This is a genomic window from Sporosarcina sp. Y1009 (assembly GCF_057669865.1).
The window spans coordinates 255,558-277,754 of the sequence record NZ_JBYHFO010000002.1 but is presented as its reverse complement, the minus strand read 5'-3'; the positions used below and the strand labels follow the sequence as shown (position 1 = coordinate 277,754).

The 22,197-nt window shown below is 39.5% G+C and carries 21 protein-coding genes; 19 read left to right on the top strand and 2 right to left on the bottom strand.

Features of this window, described 5'->3' with window-relative positions:
* Window positions 1–99: 99 nt before the first annotated feature.
* Entirely contained in the window at window positions 100–1,791 is a 1,692-nt protein-coding gene (locus AC25Y1_RS04040) for an Rqc2 family fibronectin-binding protein (RefSeq protein ID WP_488146661.1), read from the bottom strand.
* A 164-nt stretch (window positions 1,792–1,955) separates the two neighbouring features.
* Between AC25Y1_RS04040 and gmk the strand changes: the two genes are divergently transcribed.
* The 13 genes from gmk (at window position 1,956) to spoVM (ending at window position 14,525) form a co-directional block, all read left to right on the top strand.
* Window positions 1,956–2,576 (top strand): guanylate kinase, encoded by a 621-nt coding sequence (gene gmk, locus AC25Y1_RS04035; protein WP_488146660.1) that lies wholly within the window; start codon window positions 1,956–1,958, stop codon window positions 2,574–2,576.
* Window positions 2,577–2,801, top strand: coding sequence for a DNA-directed RNA polymerase subunit omega (gene rpoZ / locus AC25Y1_RS04030; protein ID WP_488146659.1), 225 nt, complete (start codon window positions 2,577–2,579; stop codon window positions 2,799–2,801).
* A 90-nt stretch (window positions 2,802–2,891) separates the two neighbouring features.
* On the top strand, window positions 2,892–4,136 hold the full coding sequence (coaBC, locus tag AC25Y1_RS04025) for a bifunctional phosphopantothenoylcysteine decarboxylase/phosphopantothenate--cysteine ligase CoaBC (RefSeq protein WP_488146658.1): 1,245 nt from the start codon (window positions 2,892–2,894) through the stop codon (window positions 4,134–4,136).
* A complete protein-coding gene (priA, locus tag AC25Y1_RS04020; RefSeq protein ID WP_488146657.1) occupies window positions 4,126–6,537 on the top strand; it encodes a primosomal protein N' in 2,412 nt (803 codons plus the stop codon). Before coaBC ends, priA begins: the two co-directional genes overlap by 11 nt.
* 23 nt (window positions 6,538–6,560) lie before the next feature.
* Window positions 6,561–7,085 carry a peptide deformylase gene (gene def, locus AC25Y1_RS04015; protein ID WP_488146656.1) on the top strand — a complete coding sequence of 175 codons (525 nt, stop codon included), beginning with the start codon at window positions 6,561–6,563 and terminating at the stop codon, window positions 7,083–7,085.
* Window positions 7,082–8,023 (top strand): methionyl-tRNA formyltransferase, encoded by a 942-nt coding sequence (fmt, locus tag AC25Y1_RS04010; RefSeq protein ID WP_488146655.1) that lies wholly within the window; start codon window positions 7,082–7,084, stop codon window positions 8,021–8,023. Before def ends, fmt begins: the two co-directional genes overlap by 4 nt.
* Window positions 8,020–9,375 (top strand): 16S rRNA (cytosine(967)-C(5))-methyltransferase RsmB, encoded by a 1,356-nt coding sequence (gene rsmB / locus AC25Y1_RS04005; protein WP_488146654.1) that lies wholly within the window; start codon window positions 8,020–8,022, stop codon window positions 9,373–9,375. The genes fmt and rsmB overlap by 4 nt, the downstream gene beginning before the upstream one ends.
* Before the next feature lie 21 nt (window positions 9,376–9,396).
* Entirely contained in the window at window positions 9,397–10,170 is a 774-nt protein-coding gene (locus AC25Y1_RS04000) for a Stp1/IreP family PP2C-type Ser/Thr phosphatase (RefSeq protein ID WP_488146653.1), read from the top strand.
* Window positions 10,167–12,146, top strand: a complete 1,980-nt coding sequence (gene pknB / locus AC25Y1_RS03995; RefSeq protein WP_488146652.1) for a Stk1 family PASTA domain-containing Ser/Thr kinase — start codon at window positions 10,167–10,169, stop codon at window positions 12,144–12,146. Before AC25Y1_RS04000 ends, pknB begins: the two co-directional genes overlap by 4 nt.
* Window positions 12,143–13,054 carry a ribosome small subunit-dependent GTPase A gene (gene rsgA, locus AC25Y1_RS03990; RefSeq protein WP_488146651.1) on the top strand — a complete coding sequence of 304 codons (912 nt, stop codon included), beginning with the start codon at window positions 12,143–12,145 and terminating at the stop codon, window positions 13,052–13,054. Before pknB ends, rsgA begins: the two co-directional genes overlap by 4 nt.
* A complete protein-coding gene (gene rpe / locus AC25Y1_RS03985; RefSeq protein WP_488146809.1) occupies window positions 13,047–13,715 on the top strand; it encodes a ribulose-phosphate 3-epimerase in 669 nt (222 codons plus the stop codon). Before rsgA ends, rpe begins: the two co-directional genes overlap by 8 nt.
* Window positions 13,712–14,365, top strand: coding sequence for a thiamine diphosphokinase (locus AC25Y1_RS03980; protein WP_488146650.1), 654 nt, complete (start codon window positions 13,712–13,714; stop codon window positions 14,363–14,365). The genes rpe and AC25Y1_RS03980 overlap by 4 nt, the downstream gene beginning before the upstream one ends.
* Window positions 14,358–14,525 carry a stage V sporulation protein SpoVM gene (gene spoVM / locus AC25Y1_RS03975; protein ID WP_488146649.1) on the top strand — a complete coding sequence of 56 codons (168 nt, stop codon included), beginning with the start codon at window positions 14,358–14,360 and terminating at the stop codon, window positions 14,523–14,525. Before AC25Y1_RS03980 ends, spoVM begins: the two co-directional genes overlap by 8 nt.
* Window positions 14,526–14,557: 32 nt before the next feature.
* Here the strand turns inward: spoVM and rpmB are convergent, their stop codons facing one another.
* Window positions 14,558–14,746, bottom strand: coding sequence for a 50S ribosomal protein L28 (rpmB, locus tag AC25Y1_RS03970; protein WP_212605541.1), 189 nt, complete (start codon window positions 14,744–14,746; stop codon window positions 14,558–14,560).
* A gap of 216 nt (window positions 14,747–14,962) precedes the next feature.
* On the opposite strand from rpmB, the gene AC25Y1_RS03965 reads away from it, so the two are divergent.
* From AC25Y1_RS03965 to AC25Y1_RS03940, 6 genes are all read left to right on the top strand, one after another.
* Window positions 14,963–15,325, top strand: a complete 363-nt coding sequence (locus AC25Y1_RS03965) for an Asp23/Gls24 family envelope stress response protein (protein WP_488146648.1) — start codon at window positions 14,963–14,965, stop codon at window positions 15,323–15,325.
* A gap of 18 nt (window positions 15,326–15,343) precedes the next feature.
* A complete protein-coding gene (locus AC25Y1_RS03960; protein WP_488146647.1) occupies window positions 15,344–17,011 on the top strand; it encodes a DAK2 domain-containing protein in 1,668 nt (555 codons plus the stop codon).
* A gap of 126 nt (window positions 17,012–17,137) precedes the next feature.
* A complete protein-coding gene (gene sdaAB / locus AC25Y1_RS03955) occupies window positions 17,138–17,800 on the top strand; it encodes an L-serine ammonia-lyase, iron-sulfur-dependent subunit beta (protein WP_488146646.1) in 663 nt (220 codons plus the stop codon).
* A 13-nt stretch (window positions 17,801–17,813) separates the two neighbouring features.
* Complete coding sequence (sdaAA, locus tag AC25Y1_RS03950) at window positions 17,814–18,719, top strand: L-serine ammonia-lyase, iron-sulfur-dependent, subunit alpha (protein WP_488146645.1); 906 nt, start codon at window positions 17,814–17,816, stop codon at window positions 18,717–18,719.
* Window positions 18,682–20,751, top strand: a complete 2,070-nt coding sequence (gene recG, locus AC25Y1_RS03945) for an ATP-dependent DNA helicase RecG (protein WP_488146644.1) — start codon at window positions 18,682–18,684, stop codon at window positions 20,749–20,751. Before sdaAA ends, recG begins: the two co-directional genes overlap by 38 nt.
* A gap of 207 nt (window positions 20,752–20,958) precedes the next feature.
* Window positions 20,959–21,741 carry a hypothetical protein gene (locus tag AC25Y1_RS03940; RefSeq protein ID WP_488146643.1) on the top strand — a complete coding sequence of 261 codons (783 nt, stop codon included), beginning with the start codon at window positions 20,959–20,961 and terminating at the stop codon, window positions 21,739–21,741.
* Window positions 21,742–22,197 lie beyond the last annotated feature (456 nt).

Below are 22,197 nucleotides of genomic sequence, written 5' to 3'. Positions count from 1 at the left end.
AGCAAACCGCAACGCAACGAGCAGAATCCTTTCTTCATCTTTCTTTCTAAGATCAAAAAAACGCAAGCAGCTCTTTCACTGCTTGCGTTTATATTCTGGTTACTTCCTCAACTTTCGTACTAAATCTTCTTCAGGGGTTACAAAAAGTGTTTTTTGTTCAAAGTAGATAACAAAGCCAGGTTTTGAGCCATTTGGCTTTTTAACATGTTTCACTTCAGTGTAATCGACCGGAACTGATGAAGACTCACGAGCTTTACTGAAATAGGCTGATAACATGGCCGCTTCCAAAATTGTATTTTCGTCCGGTTGTTCATCATGTATGACGACATGGGAACCAGGAATATCTTTTGTGTGGAACCAAATATGATTTCGCGCAGCTATTTTAAATGTTAAATAGTCATTTTGTTTATTATTTTTGCCTACAGAAATTGTTAGTCCAGATGACGAAGTATATGTTTCTGGTTTAGGCTTTTTCGGTTTTCTACGTTTCTTTACCTTACGCGCTTTCATAAATCCAAGTTCAGCCAATTCCTCACGTATTTCTGCGATGTCATCGGGGGATGCTTGAATAACCTGTTGCTTTAACATCTCAAAGTAGTCAATGTCTTCTGCAGCTTTGGTTAGCTGCTCTGCAATCATGACCAAAGCATTTTTGGCTTTAGAATAGCGAGTGAAAAAACGTTGTGCATTTTCTATCGCTGATCGACGTGGATCTAACGGAATGGTAACCGTTGTTCCTTGTTCATAATAATTTTCGACAACAGCTTCCGATGCACCTTTCTTAATCGCGTGACTATTAGCGGTCAAAAGCTCACCATGCAACTGGAATGTTTCCAGTTTACTGGCTGAATCTTGTTCTTTTAGCAGTTTTTTTGTTTTAGAATTTAATTTTGTAATCTCATTGTCTAGCCAACGCTCTAAATCTGCAGCTTGTGATTTTACCCGTTCCCGGTCCGCTCTTTCAAAATAAACTTTGTCGAGTAATTCACTGACAGTCGTAAATTCTGCGATTGATTTGTCAGTATGTGTCAAGTTCGTTGCCGAAAAAACAGTTCGATTTCCTTTTTCTGAGATATTAGGATGTGCATTTTCGCCATTAAATGAAGACAGAAAATCTTTAAATAACAAAAAGGCATCAGATGTTTCATCCTTTTTTAAACGGAATAACAACTCTTCCCCGTTAATTGGTGAAAACCCAGAAAAAATTTGTACAAAGTCACGACCCGTTTCAACATCGGCAAGCAACTCAATAAATTGCTGTTCGGTTACTTCAAAAGGATTAAGTTTGTCTTGTGGTGGTGCTGGAATATATGGTTGACCAGGTAAAATCGTACGATAACTATTCACCGATGGTGGCAAATGCTTCATACTATCAATAATCACTTCACGATCCGGATCGACCAGTATCAAATTACTATGTCTACCCATAATTTCAATGTACAATTTTCGACGAATGTCATCGCCAATTTCATTTTTTGCTTGAATATCAAACGAAATAATTCGGTCCGTCCCAAGTTGATCAATTGAAGAAATAAAACCGCCTTCCAGATGTTTACGCATGACCATACAAAACATAGGTGGTTCAGGTGGATTCGTAATGGCTTCATCCGTCAATTGAATTCGAGAATAAGATGGATGGATAGAAATAAGAAGCCGATGATTTTTACCACCAGACCGAATTAGGAATACGAGCTCCTGGGCGTTGGGTTGATGTATCTTAGAGATACGCCCAGCCTTAAGTGTTTGCAGTTCTGTTACCATTGCTGTTGTGAATAAACCATCAAATGCCATAACCATTCCTCTTTCATTACATTTTGCTCCATTTTAGCACTCTATCGTGCCTTTATGCTATAATATGAACAAGTTGTTTTCATTCTAAAGAATTATAGTTTGATTCAAATTTAATTTAATTGAGCTGAAAATTAACAAGTATACCAAACAAAAAGAGGGATTAAATGTACAAAAAACGGGGACTTCTAATCGTTCTATCGGGACCGTCCGGTGTTGGTAAAGGAACGGTACGAAAAGAGCTATTTACACAACCGAATACGAATTATGAGTATTCTGTCTCAATGACAACGAGAAGCCCGCGAGAAGGCGAAGTAGACGGTGAAGATTATTACTTCAAATCAAGAGAAGAATTTGAGAAACTCATTGATCAAGGTAAACTCCTTGAGTATGCAGAGTATGTTGGGAATTATTATGGAACGCCATTAGATTATGTCAACGCTACACTCGATGCTGGACGAGATGTTTTTCTTGAAATTGAAGTGGTTGGCGCTGCACAAGTCCGTAAACTTGTTCCGGACGGCCTATTTATTTTTCTAGCACCGCCGAGTCTGTCTGCGCTTGAAACGCGTCTTATTGGCAGAGGCACCGAAACAGCAGAGGTCATTAAGTCAAGGGTACTAAAAGCTCGAGAAGAATTAGAGTTGATGAATTTGTATGATTATGTCGTCGAAAATGATGAAGTTCAAAATGCATGCGAACGAATTAACGCAATTGTAACAGCTGAACATTGTCGTAGAGAACGCGTTGAAAAAATATATATCCAGATGTTGGAAGGGGATTACTAAATGTTATATCCATCAGTCGATTCAATGAAAGCGAAAATTGATTCAAAATACATTCTTGTTACACTTGCTTCTAAACGTGCACGTGAAATCCAAGAAGTAGGGAATAAGTTGCTCCCATCTTATAAAGCGAAAAAAGATGTAGGGAAAGCTTTAGAAGAAATCGTGGCAGGCGTTCTGACTAAAACTACACAAGATGAGTCGATTGTTTACGAAGACGAAATTTGATCCACCCTCATTTAAAATAGTGATGAAATCGTACTCCCTAAGAAAATTGTTTTTCTTTGGGAGTTTGTCATTTTAGAAAGGAAGAGAGTAGTGTTAACAAATAAAAAAATTCTTATTTGTGTAACTGGTGGTATTGCAGTATATAAATCTGTTGCACTTGTCAGCAAGTTGTCTCAAGCAGGAGCCAATGTGAAAGTTGTTATGACAGAGTCAGCTATGGAGTTTGTCACACCGCTTACTTTCCAAGCTATGTCACGCAATGATGTGTATTTTGATACCTTTGATGAAAAAGATTCTCGTGTTATTGCACATATTGACTTAGCTGATTGGGCAGATTTAGTCATCGTTGCGCCTGCAACTGCAAATGTTATCGGGAAAATTGCAAATGGCATTTGCGATGATATGGTAACAACTATCCTTACAGCAACAACTGCAAAAGTATGGATTGCACCGGCTATGAACGTTAACATGTATGAAAAACAATCAGTGATCCGAAACATTGCAACGCTAGATCAGGATGGTTATGAGTTTATCGAACCATCAGAAGGATTCCTAGCCTGTGGATATGTAGGTAAAGGGCGACTTGAGGAACCAGAAAAAATTGTCGAACTTGTACAACAGAACTTTACAGAAATAAACTTACCAAAGGATATTGACCGTGAAAATTCCTTACTGACAGGTAAAAAAGTTGTGATTACTGCGGGACCAACACGAGAAAGAATCGACCCTGTTAGATATGTGTCGAATTTTTCTAGTGGGAAAATGGGCTATGCAATGGCTGAGGCGGCAGTGAAAATGGGTGCAGAAACCGTCCTGATTTCTGGTCCGGTCTCACTTGAGCCTCCAGCAGGTGTACAGATAATTCAAATTGAGAGTGCGCAAGAAATGCTCGAAGCTGTCATTAATAATTATGAAGGCGCAAACATAGTGATTAAAGCAGCAGCAGTAGCGGATTATCGACCTGCGGAAATAAGTACGCAGAAGATCAAGAAAAAAGATGGTGATTCCGTCATCCATCTGGCACGAACACAGGATATCTTGAAAACACTTGGAGACCGAAAACAACAACAAATTCTTGTTGGTTTTGCCGCTGAAACAGAAAATGTTATTGATAATGGTATGAGTAAATTAGAGCGAAAAAACTTAGACTTTATCATTGTAAATGATGTGACAAATCCAGATGGCGGTTTTGGAAACGAAACGAATGTTGTTACATTATTATCGAAAAATGGAACGAATAAGTCTTATCCTGCGATGCCGAAAAAAGAGCTTGCAGCCGTTCTCCTGAAAATGATCATAGAAGAGGAAAAGGTCGGCAGTATAAATGATCGCTGAAGTGATTGTAGATGTCTCAGCTTATCCAATTGATCGGCCTTTTGATTACATAGTTCCCGCCTCACTCATTCCAATTATAGAACTAGGATCACGTGTTAAAGTTCCTTTTGGCCCGAGAAAAGTCATAGGTTATATTACGAAGTTTAAACAAGAAAGTGATCTGGAAGAGAGTAAATTAAAAGAGATTCACGAACTCATTGACTTAGAACCTGTGTTAACGCATGAGTTACTAGATCTTTCTAAGTGGCTTGCAGAACAAACCCTTTCCTATGAAATTGATGCTATGCAAGTCATGTTGCCAGCAGCAATGAGAGCGAAATATGAAAAATTTATCCTCGTAGATGATTTAGAACAAATTAATGATATTGAATTCAGCATGTTTTTAGCTGGAAGAACGCGCGTTCCAATGAAAGAAGCAGAGTCAAGAAATCTACTTGGCGTTCTAAAGAAATTTGTGAAAGATGGAATCGTGACGGTTGATACGACAGTCAAGCAACAAACGGCAATGAAAAAAGTCCGCATGATCCGAATGGAAGAGGAAGTTCAATTACGACGTATTCAAGAAACATTAAATCCAAATGCAAAGCGACAAATTGAATTAATGAATTGGATGATTGAAAATGCTGGAAAAACAATTTCGGCAAAAATCATCACAGAAGAAGTTGGTATACAAAGTTCTGTCATAAAAGCATTAATTGAACGCGGTGCCGCGCATGAAAAATATGAAGAAGTTTACAGAGAACCTGAAAGTTCTAGATTACAAGATGGGCCAATTCCTGAGCAGTTAACAGAGGAACAAGAAATCGCATTAGATTTAATCACTACTTCAGTGAAAAAAGAAGAAGCTGAAACTTTTCTATTACACGGTGTTACAGGAAGTGGCAAGACGGAAGTCTATCTACGTGCAATACAACAAGTTTTGGAAAAGGGGAAAGAAGCAATTGTGCTTGTTCCTGAAATCTCTTTAACCCCTCAAATGACATCGCGTTTTAAAGCGCGTTTCGGCCCGCTAGTAGCGGTGATGCATAGTGCACTTTCATCTGGCGAAAAGTATGATGAATGGCGAAAAATTCGACGCGGCGAAGTGAAAGTTGTCGTAGGTGCAAGATCTGCAATATTTGCTCCATTTGAAAACCTTGGCATCATTATATTAGATGAGGAACATGAAGGCACCTACAAACAAGAAGATACCCCTCGATATCATGCTCGGGATGTAGCGATTAAAAGGGCAGAATACTATAAATGTCCTGTTATTCTGGGAAGTGCCACACCTTCACTTGAATCCTATGCAAGAGCTACAAAAGGGGTTTATACATTACTGACATTAATGAAACGTGCAAGAAATCAAGCAATGCCTGAAGTTGCAGTCGTTGATATGCGAAGTGAGTTGAAATCAGGAAATCGCTCCATGTTTTCAACGGCATTGGCAGAAGCATTGCGTATACGATTAGAAACCGGAGAACAGAGTATATTATTTTTAAATCGCCGCGGTTTTTCATCATTTGTTTTATGCAGGGATTGTGGAACAACCGTAGAATGTCCGAACTGTGATATTTCACTAACTTATCACCGGGCAAATGAGCGGTTAAAATGCCATTATTGCGGTCACGAAGAACGAGTTCCATTAATCTGCCCTGAGTGTGAAAGTGAACATATTCGTTTTTTTGGAACAGGGACTCAAAAAGTAGAAGAAGAAATTGCAAAACTATTTCCGGAAGCCCGCGTCATCCGAATGGATGTTGACACAACTAGGCGTAAAGGCGCACACGAACGCTTACTTCGACAGTTTAGCGAAGGGAAAGCAGATATTTTACTCGGAACTCAAATGATTGCAAAAGGTTTAGATTTCCCAAACATTACACTAGTTGGTGTACTAGCAGCAGACACCACGCTCCATTTAGCAGATTTTAGGGCAGCTGAAAAAACATTTCAACTTATGACACAAGTAAGCGGTCGCGCTGGACGACATGAGCTGCCTGGCGAAGTATTCATTCAAACATACTCCCCAGAACATTATGCGATTGAATTGGCTAAAGAGCATCATTATGAACCTTTTTATAATTTAGAAATGGCATCACGGCGACAATTTGGTTATCCACCATTTTATTTTGTGACGCTTCTTCAATTTACCCACGAAGATGTATTGAAAGTTGCTGACTATGCAGGACGAGCTGCTACCTTTTTACAAGGGAATTTGTCTCCAGACACGTTGATAATTGGTCCAACTGCTGCAGCTATTAGTCGAGTGAACAATAGATATCGATACCAATGTTTGTTAAAATATAAAAAAGAACCAAAGCTTACGAAAACCTTACAACAATTGATTCGATTATATCGTACAGATTGGATGAAAGACGGGTTAACAATGAGCGTAGATGTAGATCCTGTATCAATTTATTAAAAGTAAAGAAAAGAGGAATTTAGTTGGCTATAAAAGAAATAGTGGAGCATCCGTCTCCCATCCTTCAACAAAAATGTACGGAAGTTGTGAATTTTGATCAGACATTATCTGAACTGTTGGACGATATGTATGAAACGATGAAAGAAGTAGATGGTGTTGGTTTAGCTGCACCGCAAATTGGTGAAACAATCCGAGTTGCGATTGTAGAAGTAGATGAAGAGCAAGAGGTCATTGAGTTGGTCAATCCTGTTGTCACAGAGATAGGCGGATCAGAAATCGAAATTGAAGGATGTCTTAGTTTTCCAGGTCTTTACGGAGAAGTAGAACGTCCATTTTATGTGAAAGTTGAAGCACAAGAGCGTGATGGTTCACTTTATGAACTTGAAGCTGAGGGATATGAAGCACGTGCCATCCTACATGAGATTGACCATTTGAATGGCGTATTATTCGATTCGAAAATCGTTCGTGTGATAGATCTTGAGGAACTTGAAGCACTTGAAGCAGAAGCTGAAGAAATGGAAATGAGTAAAGGGGGGGAAGAAATTTGACGTCAATCATTTTTATGGGGACGCCAGATTTTTCAGTACCAATCTTATCGATGCTTCGAGAAGAAGGTTATGATGTGATTGCGGTTGTTACACAACCCGATAGACCGGTAGGAAGAAAACGGACACTCACACCACCGCCGGTTAAAGTGGAGGCGGAAAAACTTGGCATTCGAGTGATTCAGCCTGAAAAACTAACTGGGTCTACTGAATTAGAAGAGATAATATCCTTAAATGCTGATTTGATCATTACCGCTGCTTTTGGTCAACTTCTACCAAAGGAATTACTCGAGGCACCACGTCTTGGATGTATTAATGTTCATGCTTCGCTCCTACCAAAATATCGTGGGGGCGCACCAATCCATAAAGCAATTATGGACGGAGAAACTGAGACAGGTATCACAATTATGTATATGGTCGAAAAATTGGATGCCGGTGATATTATTTCTCAAACCAAGAGACCCATCACAGACACAGATAATACAGGAACAATGTTCAATATTTTGTCAGAAGCAGGTGTAGAGCTGTTAAAAGCAACACTACCTTCAATTATAAATGAAACAAATGATCGAAAAGTTCAAGATGAATCTCTTGTGACATTTGCACGTAATATTTCAAGAGAAGAAGAACGCATCGATTGGACAAAAGGTGGTAAAGAAATCTATAACAAAATTCGTGGTCTGCATCCATGGCCAGTTGCCTATACTGTTTTTCAAGATGCCAATGTGAAAGTTTGGTGGGGAGAAACAGTTGAAACAGATTCGATTTCAGAACCAGGAACAATTATTGAGATTGAAACAGACCGCATTATTGTAAAAACAGGTGATGACACTGGAATCGCAATAACCGATATCCAACCTGCGGGAAGAAAAAGAATGCCTGCTGATGTATTTATCCGCGGAATTGGTTCGGCATGGAATAAAGGAGATCGGTTTGAATGACCAATCCAACTAAAAAAATATGGAACGGGAATGTACGAGATGCAGCCCTTTCGATTTTGATGGAGATAAATAATAACCAAGCATATAGTAATCTTTTACTCCATCGCACAATCAAAAAATATAATATTGAACCAAAAGACCGTGCCTTATTAACGGAATTGACTTATGGCACTTTACAACATAGAATGTCGCTAGATTATTATTTAGAACCATTTGTCAGAGGGAAATTGGATGGTTGGGTACGTGAACTTTTACGAATGTCGATTTATCAAATCGTCTATTTGACAAGAATTCCTCCGCATGCAGTCGTTCATGAAGCAGTAGAAATTGCGAAAAGACGTGGCCATAAGCGAATTGCGCCAACAGTAAACGGGATTTTGCGTTCTGTCTTGAGACAAGGTGTTCGATCATTAGATGACTTGGAAAGTAATGTCGATAAAATCGTAATTGAAACAAGCCATCCGAAATGGCTAATTGAAAGATGGATTGAGTTATACGGCGAAGATGACGCTGTCGCAATGGCACATGAAAATAATAATCCAGCATCGATTACGATGAGGGTGAATACGGCTAAAACGACAGTAGATGAAGTTATTGAGAAACTGAAATCTGAAGGAATAGATGTCCGTCGTGGGGAAGTCGTTCCAGAATGTCTAATCAGTGAATCGGGAAATCCTAGTAACACCGAAAGCTATAAAGATGGCCTGATTACCATTCAAGATGAAAGTTCTATGTTACCTGTTCATGCGCTAGATTTAGAACCTGGTATGAAAGTTCTTGATATGTGTGCAGCACCGGGTGGAAAAACAACTCATATTGCAGAACTGATGAAAGATGAAGGCACAGTATATGCGCATGATTTACATGATCATAAAATAAAGCTCATACAATCAAATGCAGAGCGACTTGGTCTTCAATCAATTCTACCTAAAAGTGGCGATAGTCGAGAGTTAGTCGAAGTTTATGGAGAATCATCATTCGATCGAATTCTTGTAGATGCACCTTGCAGTGGATTCGGCGTTATTCGACGAAAACCAGAAATAAAATATGTGAAAAATGAAAATGATATTAAAGGGTTACTAACTATTCAATCGTCACTATTAGACACTGCTGAAAAACTTCTCAAACCAAACGGTATACTTGTCTATAGTACATGTACGGTGGAATATGAAGAAAATCGTGGAATGGTTGAACAATTTCTTGAAAAGCATAACACCATAAAGTTGATCCCATTACCCAATTTGACTGGTATAGATAATCTTGAAATTACCAATGACACACTTCAAGTGCTGCCTCAACATTTTGGAGGAGATGGATTTTTCGTTGCCGCCTTTAGGAAAAACGATGAGTAATATTTATATAGAGACGATAGAATGGGGAGATGGATGGTGCAATATGAAGTTCTTTCAGACATTGGGAAAAAAAGAAATGTAAATGAGGACAGTGCAGCAGTCTTTACGCTTCCTGAAGGAATTACACTCGCTGTCATTGCAGATGGGATGGGTGGGCATCGTGGGGGCGATTTTGCAAGTTCCACTGCGATAAAGATCTTTGGTGAAGAATTTATGAAACTTGATAATCGAAATGGAAATCAAGAAATTGACTGGACAATTTGGTTGAAAGAAACCATTTTCCAGGTGAACCGGATTTTATTTAACTATGCGAAGGATCATGAAGAATTTAAAGGTATGGGGACTACACTTGAAACAGCGATTGTACAAGGCCAGACCTGCCATATATACCACATTGGTGATAGTCGGGTTTACAATATAAATTCACAGGGAATTCGACAAGTAACAGTGGATCATTCATATGTAAATGTTCTTGTTGAAAACGGTGAAATTACAGAGGAAGAAGCTGCTAAGCACCCACAGCGTAATTGGATTATGAAAGCTCTTGGTGCTGAAAGAACGATTGAACCTGATTATTATTCAGTCGATTTCGAACCGGGTAACTATCTCCTACTTTGCACGGATGGATTAAGTAATAAAGTAGACGTTGAGTCCATGGCAGAAATTATCTTAACGGATGATACACTACGGAATAAAACAGAATCGCTCGTAAACTTAGCAAATAATTTGGGCGGCGAAGATAACATATCTGTTATTTTACTTAAGCCTTCGGATGAGGAGGTTATGGTCCAGTGATAGGCAGTCGAATTGGTGGTCGTTATGAAATATTGAAATTTATCGGCGGCGGCGGCATGTCTCGCGTATATCTTGCACACGATATTATCCTTGACCGAGATGTTGCCATAAAAGTATTAAATTATGACTTTTCCAATGAAGAAGAACTTAAACGTCGCTTTATGCGAGAAGCCCTTTCTGCAACAAGTTTAATGCATCCAAATATTGTTGATATCTATGATGTAGGTGAAGATGGAGATATTCACTATATCGTAATGGAATTTGTTGAAGGTCAAACATTAAAGGAATATATCCAGTCCAACGGGCCATTATCGCCTGAACAGGCCTTGCCAATTATGAGTCAACTTGTTTCAGCTATCTCAAATGCTCATTATAATGGGATTGTGCATAGAGATATCAAGCCTCAAAATATTTTGATGGATCATGATGGAAATGTGAAAATCACTGACTTTGGAATCGCCATGGCATTAAGCGCGACTGCCTATACAAAAACAAATTCAGTCTTAGGTACAGTTCATTACTTATCCCCTGAACAAGCACGTGGAGGTATGGCGACAAAAAAGTCTGATATTTACTCGTTGGGCATTGTCTTATATGAATTATTGACTGGAAAATTGCCCTTCTCGGGTGAGTCGGCTGTTTCCATTGCCTTAAAACATCTACAAGAAGAAACACCTTCTGTTCGAAGTTTGTTTCCTGAAATTCCACAGAGTGTTGAAAATGCAATTTTAAAAGCAACTGCAAAAGATGCTATCGTCAGATATAAATCTGCAGATGAAATGCAAGACGACTTGGCAACTGTATTATCGACTGATCGGGCACATGAAGAAAAGTTTGTGAGCACTTTTAATGATGAAACAACGCGTGCAATTCCAGCGATTGCTGATTCGTCCAAATTTGACAATCTAGAGCAAACTAAAAAAATTGAACCGATAACAAACGAAGTACAAAAGAAGACCGAACCTGTTAAGAAAAAACGGAAAAAATGGCCAATATTTGTCGGGGTTTTTCTAGGTCTTGCTGCAATTGCTTTATTAATAATGTTTTTACCAGGATTATTAGGACTAAATAAGATTCCAGTACCTGATGTAAGTGAAAAGGATGAAAGAGAAGCGATTGACATTCTTGAAGCGGAGGGTTTCGTTGTCGCTGATGAGAGAACTGAACAATCTTCCGATGAATTTGAAGCAGGAAAAGTAATTCGTACTGTTCCTGAAGCTGGTTTGGATCGAAGAGCAGGAACTGAAATCACTTTGTATATTAGTACAGGAAAAGAACCGACGGAATTAGTCGACTATACCGGACGTGATATAGAGCAGGTTATCGGTATTGTTGAGAACATGTTTAAAACGGTTACGATAAATAAAGTTTTTGCTGACGATGCAAATGGTACGATTCTAGGGCAAGAGCCAGAACCGGGTTCCGAGGTAGTCTTAAGTGAAACGGATGTAGTCTTTACCGTGAGTAAAGGGGAAGAGATGATCACCCTGGCAGACCTGTCAGGATATGACGTAGAGAAATTGAGGGAATATGCGAGGTCATCTGGTTTAGACATCGCCATCATTAGTGAAGTATACTCTTCAACTGTTGGTCAAGGACGAATTATATCTCAAGAACCAGCTGCTGATACAAAGATTGAAAAAGGCGGTAGAGTTGAGGTTGTTCAATCCTTAGGAGAAGAGCAAAAACCGATTAAACAATTAATCCAAACCGTAACCATTGAGTATGTTCCTGAAGAGCCCGTGGACGGTGAAGAAGAGGACCCTGAAGCAGAAAGAAAGCCGAATAGAATTCGAATTTATATCGGGGATCGTAAAAATTCCATGGCCGACGTATTCAGCGATTTCGAAATCACCGAAGACACACCGAGAAGAATCACCATCGAATTGGAAGAAGGCCAAACTGGTGCTTATCGAATTATGCGTGACGATACACAAATTGCAGAAGAAACATTCAATTACGACGATGTTGATTGAGAAAAGGGGTAATTTCTCTGGAAGGACAAATTAGAAAAGCGATTAGCGGGTTCTATTATGTAGAAAAAGACGGCGAAATCATTCAGTGTAAAAGTCGGGGTGTTTTTAGAAAGCGCGGTGTTCATCCGCTAGTGGGCGATTTTGTAACTTTTGTTCCAGACGGGGCAAATGATGCCACGATTACAGTTGTACACGAAAGGAAAAATGAACTCGTACGTCCCCCAATTTCAAATGTGGACCAAGCGATTCTAGTGTTTTCAGTAGTAGAACCAGACTTTAGTGTACATTTACTCGACCGATTTCTAACTGTAATCGAGTCTCATAACATACAACCCGTTATTTGTTTAACGAAAATAGACCTTGCAAATGAGAAAGAATTAGAGCAAAGTGAAATTGCAGCAGCATATTATGAAAAAATCGGTTATTTAGTGATGAAAACATTTATAGATGATGAACTTTTACCGGAAATGCTTAAACCAATATTAAATGGTAAAACAACAGTGTTAGCTGGCCAGTCAGGTGTAGGGAAGTCCACTTTACTTAATACCATACTTCCTTCACTTGATTTGAAAACAGGCGTGATTTCAGAAGCCCTTGGACGCGGAAAGCACACGACACGTCATGTTGAACTTTTAGAAGTAGCGGGCGGACTCGTAGCAGATACCCCTGGTTTTAGTTCTCTAGAGTTGGACCATATTGAAAAAGAGCAACTTGGAAGGTACTTCACAGAGATTGACGAAGCATCCGACTTTTGTAAATTTCGGGGATGCTTACATTTAAATGAACCCAAATGTGAAGTGAAGAAATTAGTGGAAGATGGAGAAATTGCGAGCTCCCGCTATAAAAACTATTTGTATTTTTTACAAGAAATAATAGACAGAAAGCCGAGGTATGAAAAACATGATTAAAATTGCACCTTCGATTTTGGCAGCAGATTTTTCAAAGCTTGCTGAAGAAGTACGTGAAGTAGATAAAGCTGGAGCGGATCTCATTCATATTGATGTGATGGACGGTCATTTTGTGCCAAATATTACAATGGGGCCAATCGTAGTGGAAGCGCTACGACCAGTCACTAAATTGCCACTTGACGTCCATTTAATGATTGAAAATCCGGACGCTTACATTGAACAGTTCGCAAAAGCCGGTGCAGACTATATAACAGTACATGTTGAGGCATGCACGCATTTACATCGTACGCTACAACTTATTCGCTCGACCGGTGTGAAATCAGGTGTTGTTTTAAACCCTCATACACCAGTAGAATCGATTCTTCATGTGTTAGACAATGTTGATATGGTTTTGTTTATGACGGTTAACCCTGGATTCGGTGGGCAAGCGTTTATACAATCGGTCCTACCAAAAGTAAAACAATTATCGACAATCATTAAGGAACGTAATTTGTCCATTGAAATTGAAATTGATGGCGGTGTGGATGAAAACACCATTATTCCTTGCGTTGAAGCAGGCGCCACAATTTTAGTTGTGGGTTCAGCCATTTTTCATAAAGAAGATCGTGCCAAGGCTTTACAAACGATTAAAGCGGCTGGAGAAAGGGCTTTACAAAAATGAAATACGCCATTGTCTGTGCAGGAGGCCCCAGTCATGAAATTGCGGATTTAACTCGTTTTCATGAGCATGAAACGGTTTTTATCGGTGCAGACAGAGGGGCAGTTCATTTACTGGAAAAAGGAATTACGCCTAAAGAAGCAGTTGGCGATTTCGATTCGGTGTCTAAGAAAGAGTATGAAAAAATCAAAGAAGCAGTTATACAGATTTCGGAATACAATGCTGAAAAGGATGAAACTGATACTGAATTGGCGATAGAACGAGCATTATCCTACAAACCGAAACATGTATTATTAACGGGTGTTACAGGTGGTAGACTCGATCATTCTATGTCGGCATTACAACTGTTATATCGTTGGCAAATTGAGAACCCTGACATTTCATTTTCGATTATCAATCAGACAAATGAAATGTCAATTCTTCTTCCAGCTATACATAAGGTAGTGCAAGATGATCGTTTTCCATTCATCTCTTTTTTTGCTTTTGGGCGCAAAGTTTCAGGACTGACGCTTACTGGTTTTAAGTATGAAACGTACGATGAAACCCTTAAATTAGGGATGACGAAATTTACAAGCAACGAGACAGCTTCTCATATCTGTACTATCTCATTCCATGACGGCATATGCTTAATGGTAAGGAGTTCAGATGCTTGAAAGGAGTGGGGAGTTGCGCGTTTATACATTTACATTACCAAAGTTTGTGAGCGGGTTTGTCCGGAAATGTATAGTTGTTTTTCGTAAAGATGATGAAAAGTCTAAGCCATCGAACAAGAACAAGAAAAAGAGGAAGAAAAACGAAAAAATGCCAGGCTGAAGTTCTTCAGCTTGGCATTTTGTTTCTCTACATTAAACTCTTTGAACTTTACCTGATTTTAACGCTCTTGCAGAAACCCAAACTCGTTTAGGTTTACCGTCAACGAGAATACGGACTTTTTGAAGGTTCGCTCCCCATGTACGTCTGCTTGAGTTTAGTGCGTGAGAACGTGTATTTCCTGTACGGGCTTTACGGCCAGTGATTACGCATTGTTTAGACATATTTGTACCTCCTCGTAAATGAAGATTAAGCGATGCAATTCTTAAATTCGCATACAACTTAATTTATCACAGATAAGCATCCATTGCAACCTATTTCGATTGAACTCTCAAGCTAATTCCCTTTACATCAATTATATGAATTAAATGCTTTCTTTTATTATTATTAGGAGTATAGTACAATGGGGTGAGTAAAACTAGGATGCGGAGGGTTACACTATGTCAATCGAAGTATTAAATGAGTATGGTAAAATCGATATAACGAATGACGTTATTGCACAAGTTGTAGGTGAGTCTGCTATAGAGTGCTATGGAATCGTAGGTATGGCTTCTAAGCATCAAATCCGAGATGGTTTAACAGAAATTCTACGGAAAGAAAACTATGCACGTGGCGTAATTGTTCGAAACATTGGAGATGAAACACATATTGATATGCATGTAATTATTGGTTATGGAACGAAAATCTCGGAAGTTGCTTATCAAGTACAATCGAAAGTAAAATACACATTAGAGAAAACAGTAGGGTTAACTGTGAAATCGGTTAATATATTTGTCCAGGGAGTTCGCGTAACAAACCTGTAGAAGGAGGATATTATTTCAATGAAGTCAATAGATGGTTTAAAATTTGCGGAAATGATAAAGCTTGGAGCGCATCACCTTTATCTAAACGCGGACTACGTAGATTCTTTAAACGTATTTCCAGTTCCTGATGGTGATACAGGAACAAATATGAATTTGTCAATGACATCGGGTGCAAACGAAGTCGAAGCAAACGCTGTTATACACATAGGGCAAACAGCCGTAGCGCTTTCGAAAGGATTGCTGATGGGGGCACGCGGAAATTCAGGTGTCATTTTATCGCAATTATTTCGGGGATTTGGAAAAGCAATAGAAAGTGAATCCTCTCTTGATGGTCAAAAATTTGCATCTGCCTTGCAATACGGCGTAGAAACGGCATATAAAGCAGTTATGAAACCTGTAGAAGGGACGATATTAACTGTTGCAAAAGACGCTGCAAATGTTGGGGTGGAAGTTTCAAAAACGACAGATGATTTCATTGAAGTTATGGAAGCCATTGTTAAGGAATCAAAAGCTTCGCTTGAACGTACACCGGATCTACTTGCGGTATTGAAAGAAGTCGGAGTTGTTGATAGTGGTGGGCAGGGACTTGTCTACGTTTACGAAGGCTTTTTGGCGTCTTTAAAAGGCGAAGGACTTCCGGAACGAACGGATAATCAAGCGATGACAGAAATGGTTAATGAGCAACATCACTTGAGCTTACAAGGTTTTATGAACACAGAAGATATCATTTATGGTTATTGTACGGAATTTATGGTGAAATTCGAAGATGATAAATTAGCGAATAACCCGTATGATGAATCTGGTTATAGACAAGAACTCAGTCAATTCGGAGACTCACTTCTCGTTATATCAGATGATGATGTCGCAAAAGTTCATATCCATTCTGAAGAGCCAGGCGATGTGCTTTCATTTAGCCAGAAATATGGTTCCCTCATTGATATTAAAATTGAAAATATGCGTGAACAACATATAAACCTTGTTGGAAAAGATCATGATATACATAACAGTAAACAACCGAAAACAAGTAAACATCCTTATGCAATCGTAACAGTTGCAATGGGCTCTGGAATTGCTGAGCTCTTGAAGAGTGTTGGTGCTTCGGCGGTTATTGAGGGTGGACAGACGATGAATCCATCCACTGAAGATATCGTGAAAGCAATTGAAGATGTTGGCGCTGAGCGCGTTTTAATATTGCCAAATAACAAGAACATAATTATGGCTGCAGAACAAGCTGCCCAAATAATTGGTATTGAGGCTGCAGTAGTACCGACAAAAACTGTTCCTGAAGGATTTTCAGCGATTCTAGCGTTTAATCCGGAAGCTGATGTGACTGTGAATGCAAATGTGATGACTGAAGCTGCATCTTTCGTAAAAACTGCACAAGTTACACATGCAGTTAGAGATACAACCATTGATGGCCTGACGATAAAGAAAGGCGAGTATATGGGAATTGCAGAGGGGAAAATAGTAACGACGCATGCATCTATTGAAGAGGTAACAAAAACATTGTTATCAAAAGTCATAGACGATGATGCTGAAATCGTTACGGTCCTTTACGGTGAAGGTGTGAGCGAGGAAGACGCTGCTGTCTTAGGAAGTTATATCGAAGATAACTTTGACCATGTGGAAGCGGAACTTTATAATGGAAATCAACCGCTTTATCCGTATATTATTTCAGTTGAATAATCATTACATAAAACAGTGTTGCTTATTTAATAGCACACTGTTTTTTTGAGGGAAAGCTGAAGTATTTTGTTCTATTCGAGTTTTTCATGTAAAATAAATATAGGATTTACTCGAGGGGGTAGTGAGATGAAATTCAGATCCGTATTCGAAATAATTGGTCCTGTTATGATTGGACCTTCTTCTTCACATACAGCGGGGGCTGCAAAAATTGGACGTGTAGCGAGATCGCTTTTTGAGCGTCAACCGGAATGGGCTCGTATTCACCTCTATGGTTCATTTGCAGAAACGTATAAAGGTCATAGCTCAGATGTTGCGATTATTGGTGGTTTACTAGATTACGATACTTTCGACGAACGTATTAAAACTTCCTTTGAAGAAGCTGAAAAAGTTGGTTTAACATTTGAATTTATCCAAGAGGAAGAAGAAATGTCCCATCCAAATACAGCCAAAGTAGTCATAGGCGACAGCAAGAGCGTTATGGAATTGATGGGTATATCTATAGGTGGCGGAAAAATAGAAGTTATTGAACTAAACGGATTTCCACTTAGACTTTCAGGGAATTATCCAGCACTACTCGTCGTCCATGAAGATACGGCAGGAGTCATTGCAAGCGTTTCCAATGCGCTCGCTACAAAAGACGTGAATATTGCTCACATGGAAGTAAGACGTAAAGAAAAAGGTCAAATGGCATTAATGGTTATCGAAGTCGATCAGTTAATCGACGACGAACTTATCAATGAAATAAAAGTTTTACCACATATTACACAAGTTTCAACGATTGCCGATTAAGGGGGACGAAAAAATGGAAGTATTATTTAACTCAGTAAAAGAACTTGTCGCACTTGCGGAATCACAAAATAAGCCAATTTCAGAAATAATGATTGAACAAGAAATATTAATCACGAGACGCTCTCGTGAAGATATTATCGAGCAAATGGACAATAACTTAAAAGTTATGGAAGAGGCAGTTGAAAAAGGATTGCAGGGAGTGCGCTCTAATTCAGGTTTATCTGGTGGAGATGCAGTGCTCATTCAAAAATATATGGAATCTGGAAAGTCACTTTCAGGTGACGTCATACTAGACGCGGTAAGTAAAGCAGTCGCAACGAATGAAGTAAACGCAGCAATGGGATTGATATGTGCAACACCGACAGCAGGTGCAGCAGGAATTGTTCCAGGTACTTTATTTGCAGTGAAAAATAAATTGAATCCAACGCGTGAACAAATGATTAACTATTTATTTACTTCGGGTGCATTTGGTTTTGTCGTTGCAAATAATGCTTCCATCTCTGGTGCAGCCGGCGGATGTCAGGCTGAAACAGGATCTGCTGGGTCAATGGCTGCGGCAGCAATTGTTGAAATGGCCGGTGGAACACCACAGCAAAGCGCCGAGGCATTCTCGATCGTCATGAAAAATATGCTTGGACTTGTTTGCGATCCAGTTGCGGGTCTTGTTGAAGTACCGTGCGTGAAGCGGAATGCAATGGGCGCAGCAAAAGCGCTTGTAGGTGCAGACATGGCGCTTGCGGGCGTAGTCAGTCGAATTCCTACGGACGAAGTAATCGAAGCGATGCACCGAATTGGTCAGTCAATGCCGTCAGCTTTACGGGAAACGGCAAGAGGCGGACTCGCAGCAACGCCGACGGGAAAAGCATTGCAAGCAAAAATATTTGGAGAGCAGTCAGTTGGAAGTAGCTCAGTCACTTAATGACAATGTAACGGCCGTAAAGGGAATCGGAAAAAAGGCCGGAGAGCAACTGGAATCTTTGAAAATCCTCACAATTTCCGATTTGCTAATGACGTTCCCGTATCGTCATGACGATTTTACATTGAAGGATTTAACGGAAACACCACATAATGAGCGTGTCACAATCGAAGGAAGAGTCGAAAGTGAACCAGCCGTTCTATTTCAAGGGAATAAACGATCCCGTCTTCAAGTCCGCCTTCTCGCTGGCAGACATCTCGTGAAGGCGGTCTTTTTTAATCAGCATTATTTAAAGGATCGACTTGAACCAGGCGCGATTGTGACAGTTACTGGGAAATGGGACCGCGGCAGGCAATCAATCAATGTGTCGAACTTTACTTCAGGTCCAAAATCTGAGCAGGCAAACTTTGAACCTGTTTATAGCTTAAAAGGCATCATGCATCAGAAAACATTTCGTCGATTTATGCGAAGTGCTTTAGATAGTGTCGCGGGGCTTCACGAAGACCCGCTGCCAGCCGAAATTCTTGATGTATATAAAATACCATCACTCGAGCAAGCTTTGGAAATGATCCATTTTCCAAAGAGTCCAGCTCATATGAAACACGCCAGAAGACGATTTGTCTATGAGGAGCTTTTACTCTTTCAGTTAAAAATGCAAGGAATGAAAAAGATTCGGAAAGAGTCAGATAAAGGTGTCGTTATCGAATATGATCTTAGCAAAGTGAAGGAGCTAATCGCTTCGTTACCCTATGAATTAACAAACGCCCAAAAACGCGTCGTCAATGAATTATGTGCAGAAATGAAAAGCGATGCACGAATGAATCGACTCCTACAAGGTGATGTCGGTTCAGGAAAAACGGTCGTGGCTGCTATTGCGCTATATGCTGCCATTACAGCAGGATTCCAAGGGGCCCTAATGGCGCCGACTGAAATACTTGCCGAACAACATGCCGAATCACTTGCCCAGTGGCTGGAGCCTTTTGGCGTTACAGTGGCATTTCTTTCAGGTTCAACAAAATCGAAAGCAAGAGTTAACTTGCTTGAAAGGTTAGCAGCAGGTGATATTGATTTACTTATTGGTACGCATGCACTCATTCAACCTGATGTGATTTTTAAAAATTTAGGTCTGGTCATAACGGATGAGCAACATCGTTTTGGCGTTGAACAAAGGCGAGTCCTACGAGACAAAGGCAATAATCCGGATGTTTTGTTTATGACTGCAACACCAATTCCAAGAACACTCGCGATTACCGTGTTCGGAGAAATGGACGTTTCTGTATTGGATGAATTACCGGCAGGCCGTAAAGAAATCGAAACGCATTGGATGAAGGAAGATTCTCTACAGCCAATATTAATGAAGATGCAAGCCGAGCTACAAGCTGGAAGACAAGCCTATGTCATTTGTCCGCTTATTGAAGAATCCGATAAACTCGACGTTCAAAACGCAGTAGATGTTTATGAGCAGTTATCGACCCATTTTCACGGGCGATTTACAGTTGGACTCATGCATGGCCGACTCCATTCTGATGAGAAAGAAAACATTATGCGTCAGTTTAGTGAAGGCGAAATAGATGTTTTAGTATCCACAACGGTTGTCGAGGTCGGCGTAAACGTTCCGAACGCGTCTTTCATGTTAATTTACGATGCAGGACGCTTCGGACTCTCTCAGCTTCACCAATTAAGAGGGCGGGTCGGAAGGGGAGCTGCGCAGTCCTACTGCGTCCTATTAGCGGATCCGAAAACGGAAGAAGGCAAGGAACGAATGCAGACAATGACAGAAACCAATGATGGATTTGTTTTAGCAGAAAAAGACTTGGAACTGAGAGGCGCTGGGGACTTTTTCGGTAGAAAACAAAGCGGCATGCCAGAATTTAAAATGGCAGATCTCGTCCACGATTACAGAGCGCTCGACACAGCAAGGAAAGACGCAGAAAGATTTCTGGCTTCGGATGAATTTTGGAATGCACCTGAATACGCGCTTTTAAGAAAACAACTTGAGGAATCAGGCGCGCTTAGTCATGAACGGATTGATTGATGAAAGTTGTTAGTAAGTCTCTAAGTAAAAATGAAAAACACTAGATGAGCTAAAACAAAGCTCACTAGTGTTTTTTTATCGAGGTAATCAAATCATTGTTGCCATCTATAATGCAATTGATATACAGTTTAATAGTAAAAAAATTCCGACAAATATTGTATTTTATAGTAGTAAATAATTAATACACTTTTAGTAGGGGGCGAATCTGTGAAAAGATTATTTTTTGTATTGTTGCTTTTATTATTGACGGCATGCCAAAACGGTGAATTAGTTATTTCCAATCAAAGCAATGTGAACGAAGAGGTTATGTTGGTGGATAATTACAATATAAATATTCCAATTGCGACAACCACTAAGATTTCCTCACTTGAAGTAGTAAATTTAAATGGAATTAATACTGAAAATCTCGAGTATGAAGTCGATTACTTCTTGGATAATAATAGCAAAACGAAAGGGTATTATGTCTATTCATTTATGCTTTCTATAAATAATATCCTAGATCATGGAAGTTTTGAAATTAACTCGGTAAATATTAATATCAATGGCGAACCACTTGTTTTTGATTTAAGTAAAATCAAAATGAAAGAACATAAGGATTTAACTCGGGATAACTCATCAATTGTTTTTGATGGAGCACCAGCAACTCTTTATGATTACACAATTCCAGTTTCTTGGTCTTTTAATGTGAATGAAGAAATTATCATTACAAATGTGTATCTATCGAATACTAATTTGAAAATGAGTGGTTTTAAAATTAATGGGAATGTAGCCAACCCCGAAAATCTTAGTGAAAATACCAATATTGGTGATGAAATTCAACTAACCGTGGACATCATTCCGAATACAAATGAGTTTAAAACATCGATTGTTGGTACAGATTTGGTCATTGAATTCATTAATAAAAGTGATAACAAGAAATACTATGCTGTAGCACCTGCTATCACTAGATTTTACGGTAGTGGTGAATCTTTGGAGAATATATTGAACTAACGTGAGTGCTAAACCATGATCGAATGGGGCTGTCCAATAAGTACGCAAAATAAAAAGGTTAAGAAATTATATTACATTTCTTAACCTTTTTTCACTTCTATTTATTCGACGTGAAATTTCTAGGAAATCGCCAGAAAAGGCGACACTCCCGCGGGAAAGCGAGACGAAGTGCGAAAGAGAAGTTCGCTCTTTCTTTGCCGAGACCCTGGACTGAGCGCAGCGAGGGAAGCGGCAGGGAAAGATGCACTTTATCTTTCCGCATTTTCGCGCTCGCCCGCAGGAAAGGGAGCCGTTCTGGCGATTTTCGGTCTTTTAAGACAGCCCCATTTTTGATTTCGATATTGTATGTAATAATCGCTACTGCACTGAATCGTTTCACGTATACCGAATCTTAACGACAGTTTATATATTTCGGACTTGCATTCTAATTTCTATCTTTATATACTGATGTTAGTA

Excerpts from the sequence above, each read along its gene's own strand:
- rpoZ (WP_488146659.1), top strand. The coding sequence starts at position 2,577 with ATGTTATATCCATCAGTCGATTCAATGAAAGCGAAAATTGATTCAAAA.
- AC25Y1_RS03965 (WP_488146648.1), top strand. The coding sequence starts at position 14,963 with ATGTCAATCGAAGTATTAAATGAGTATGGTAAAATCGATATAACGAAT.
- AC25Y1_RS03960 (WP_488146647.1), top strand. The coding sequence starts at position 15,344 with ATGAAGTCAATAGATGGTTTAAAATTTGCGGAAATGATAAAGCTTGGA.
- AC25Y1_RS04000 (WP_488146653.1), top strand. The coding sequence starts at position 9,397 with ATGGGGAGATGGATGGTGCAATATGAAGTTCTTTCAGACATTGGGAAA.
- priA (WP_488146657.1), top strand. The coding sequence starts at position 4,126 with ATGATCGCTGAAGTGATTGTAGATGTCTCAGCTTATCCAATTGATCGG.
- spoVM (WP_488146649.1), top strand. The coding sequence starts at position 14,358 with ATGCTTGAAAGGAGTGGGGAGTTGCGCGTTTATACATTTACATTACCA.
- sdaAA (WP_488146645.1), top strand. The coding sequence starts at position 17,814 with ATGGAAGTATTATTTAACTCAGTAAAAGAACTTGTCGCACTTGCGGAA.
- AC25Y1_RS03980 (WP_488146650.1), top strand. The coding sequence starts at position 13,712 with ATGAAATACGCCATTGTCTGTGCAGGAGGCCCCAGTCATGAAATTGCG.
- rpmB (WP_212605541.1), bottom strand. The coding sequence starts at position 14,746 with ATGTCTAAACAATGCGTAATCACTGGCCGTAAAGCCCGTACAGGAAAT.
- rpe (WP_488146809.1), top strand. The coding sequence starts at position 13,047 with ATGATTAAAATTGCACCTTCGATTTTGGCAGCAGATTTTTCAAAGCTT.
- rsmB (WP_488146654.1), top strand. The coding sequence starts at position 8,020 with ATGACCAATCCAACTAAAAAAATATGGAACGGGAATGTACGAGATGCA.
- sdaAB (WP_488146646.1), top strand. The coding sequence starts at position 17,138 with ATGAAATTCAGATCCGTATTCGAAATAATTGGTCCTGTTATGATTGGA.
- gmk (WP_488146660.1), top strand. The coding sequence starts at position 1,956 with ATGTACAAAAAACGGGGACTTCTAATCGTTCTATCGGGACCGTCCGGT.
- AC25Y1_RS04040 (WP_488146661.1), bottom strand. The coding sequence starts at position 1,791 with ATGGCATTTGATGGTTTATTCACAACAGCAATGGTAACAGAACTGCAA.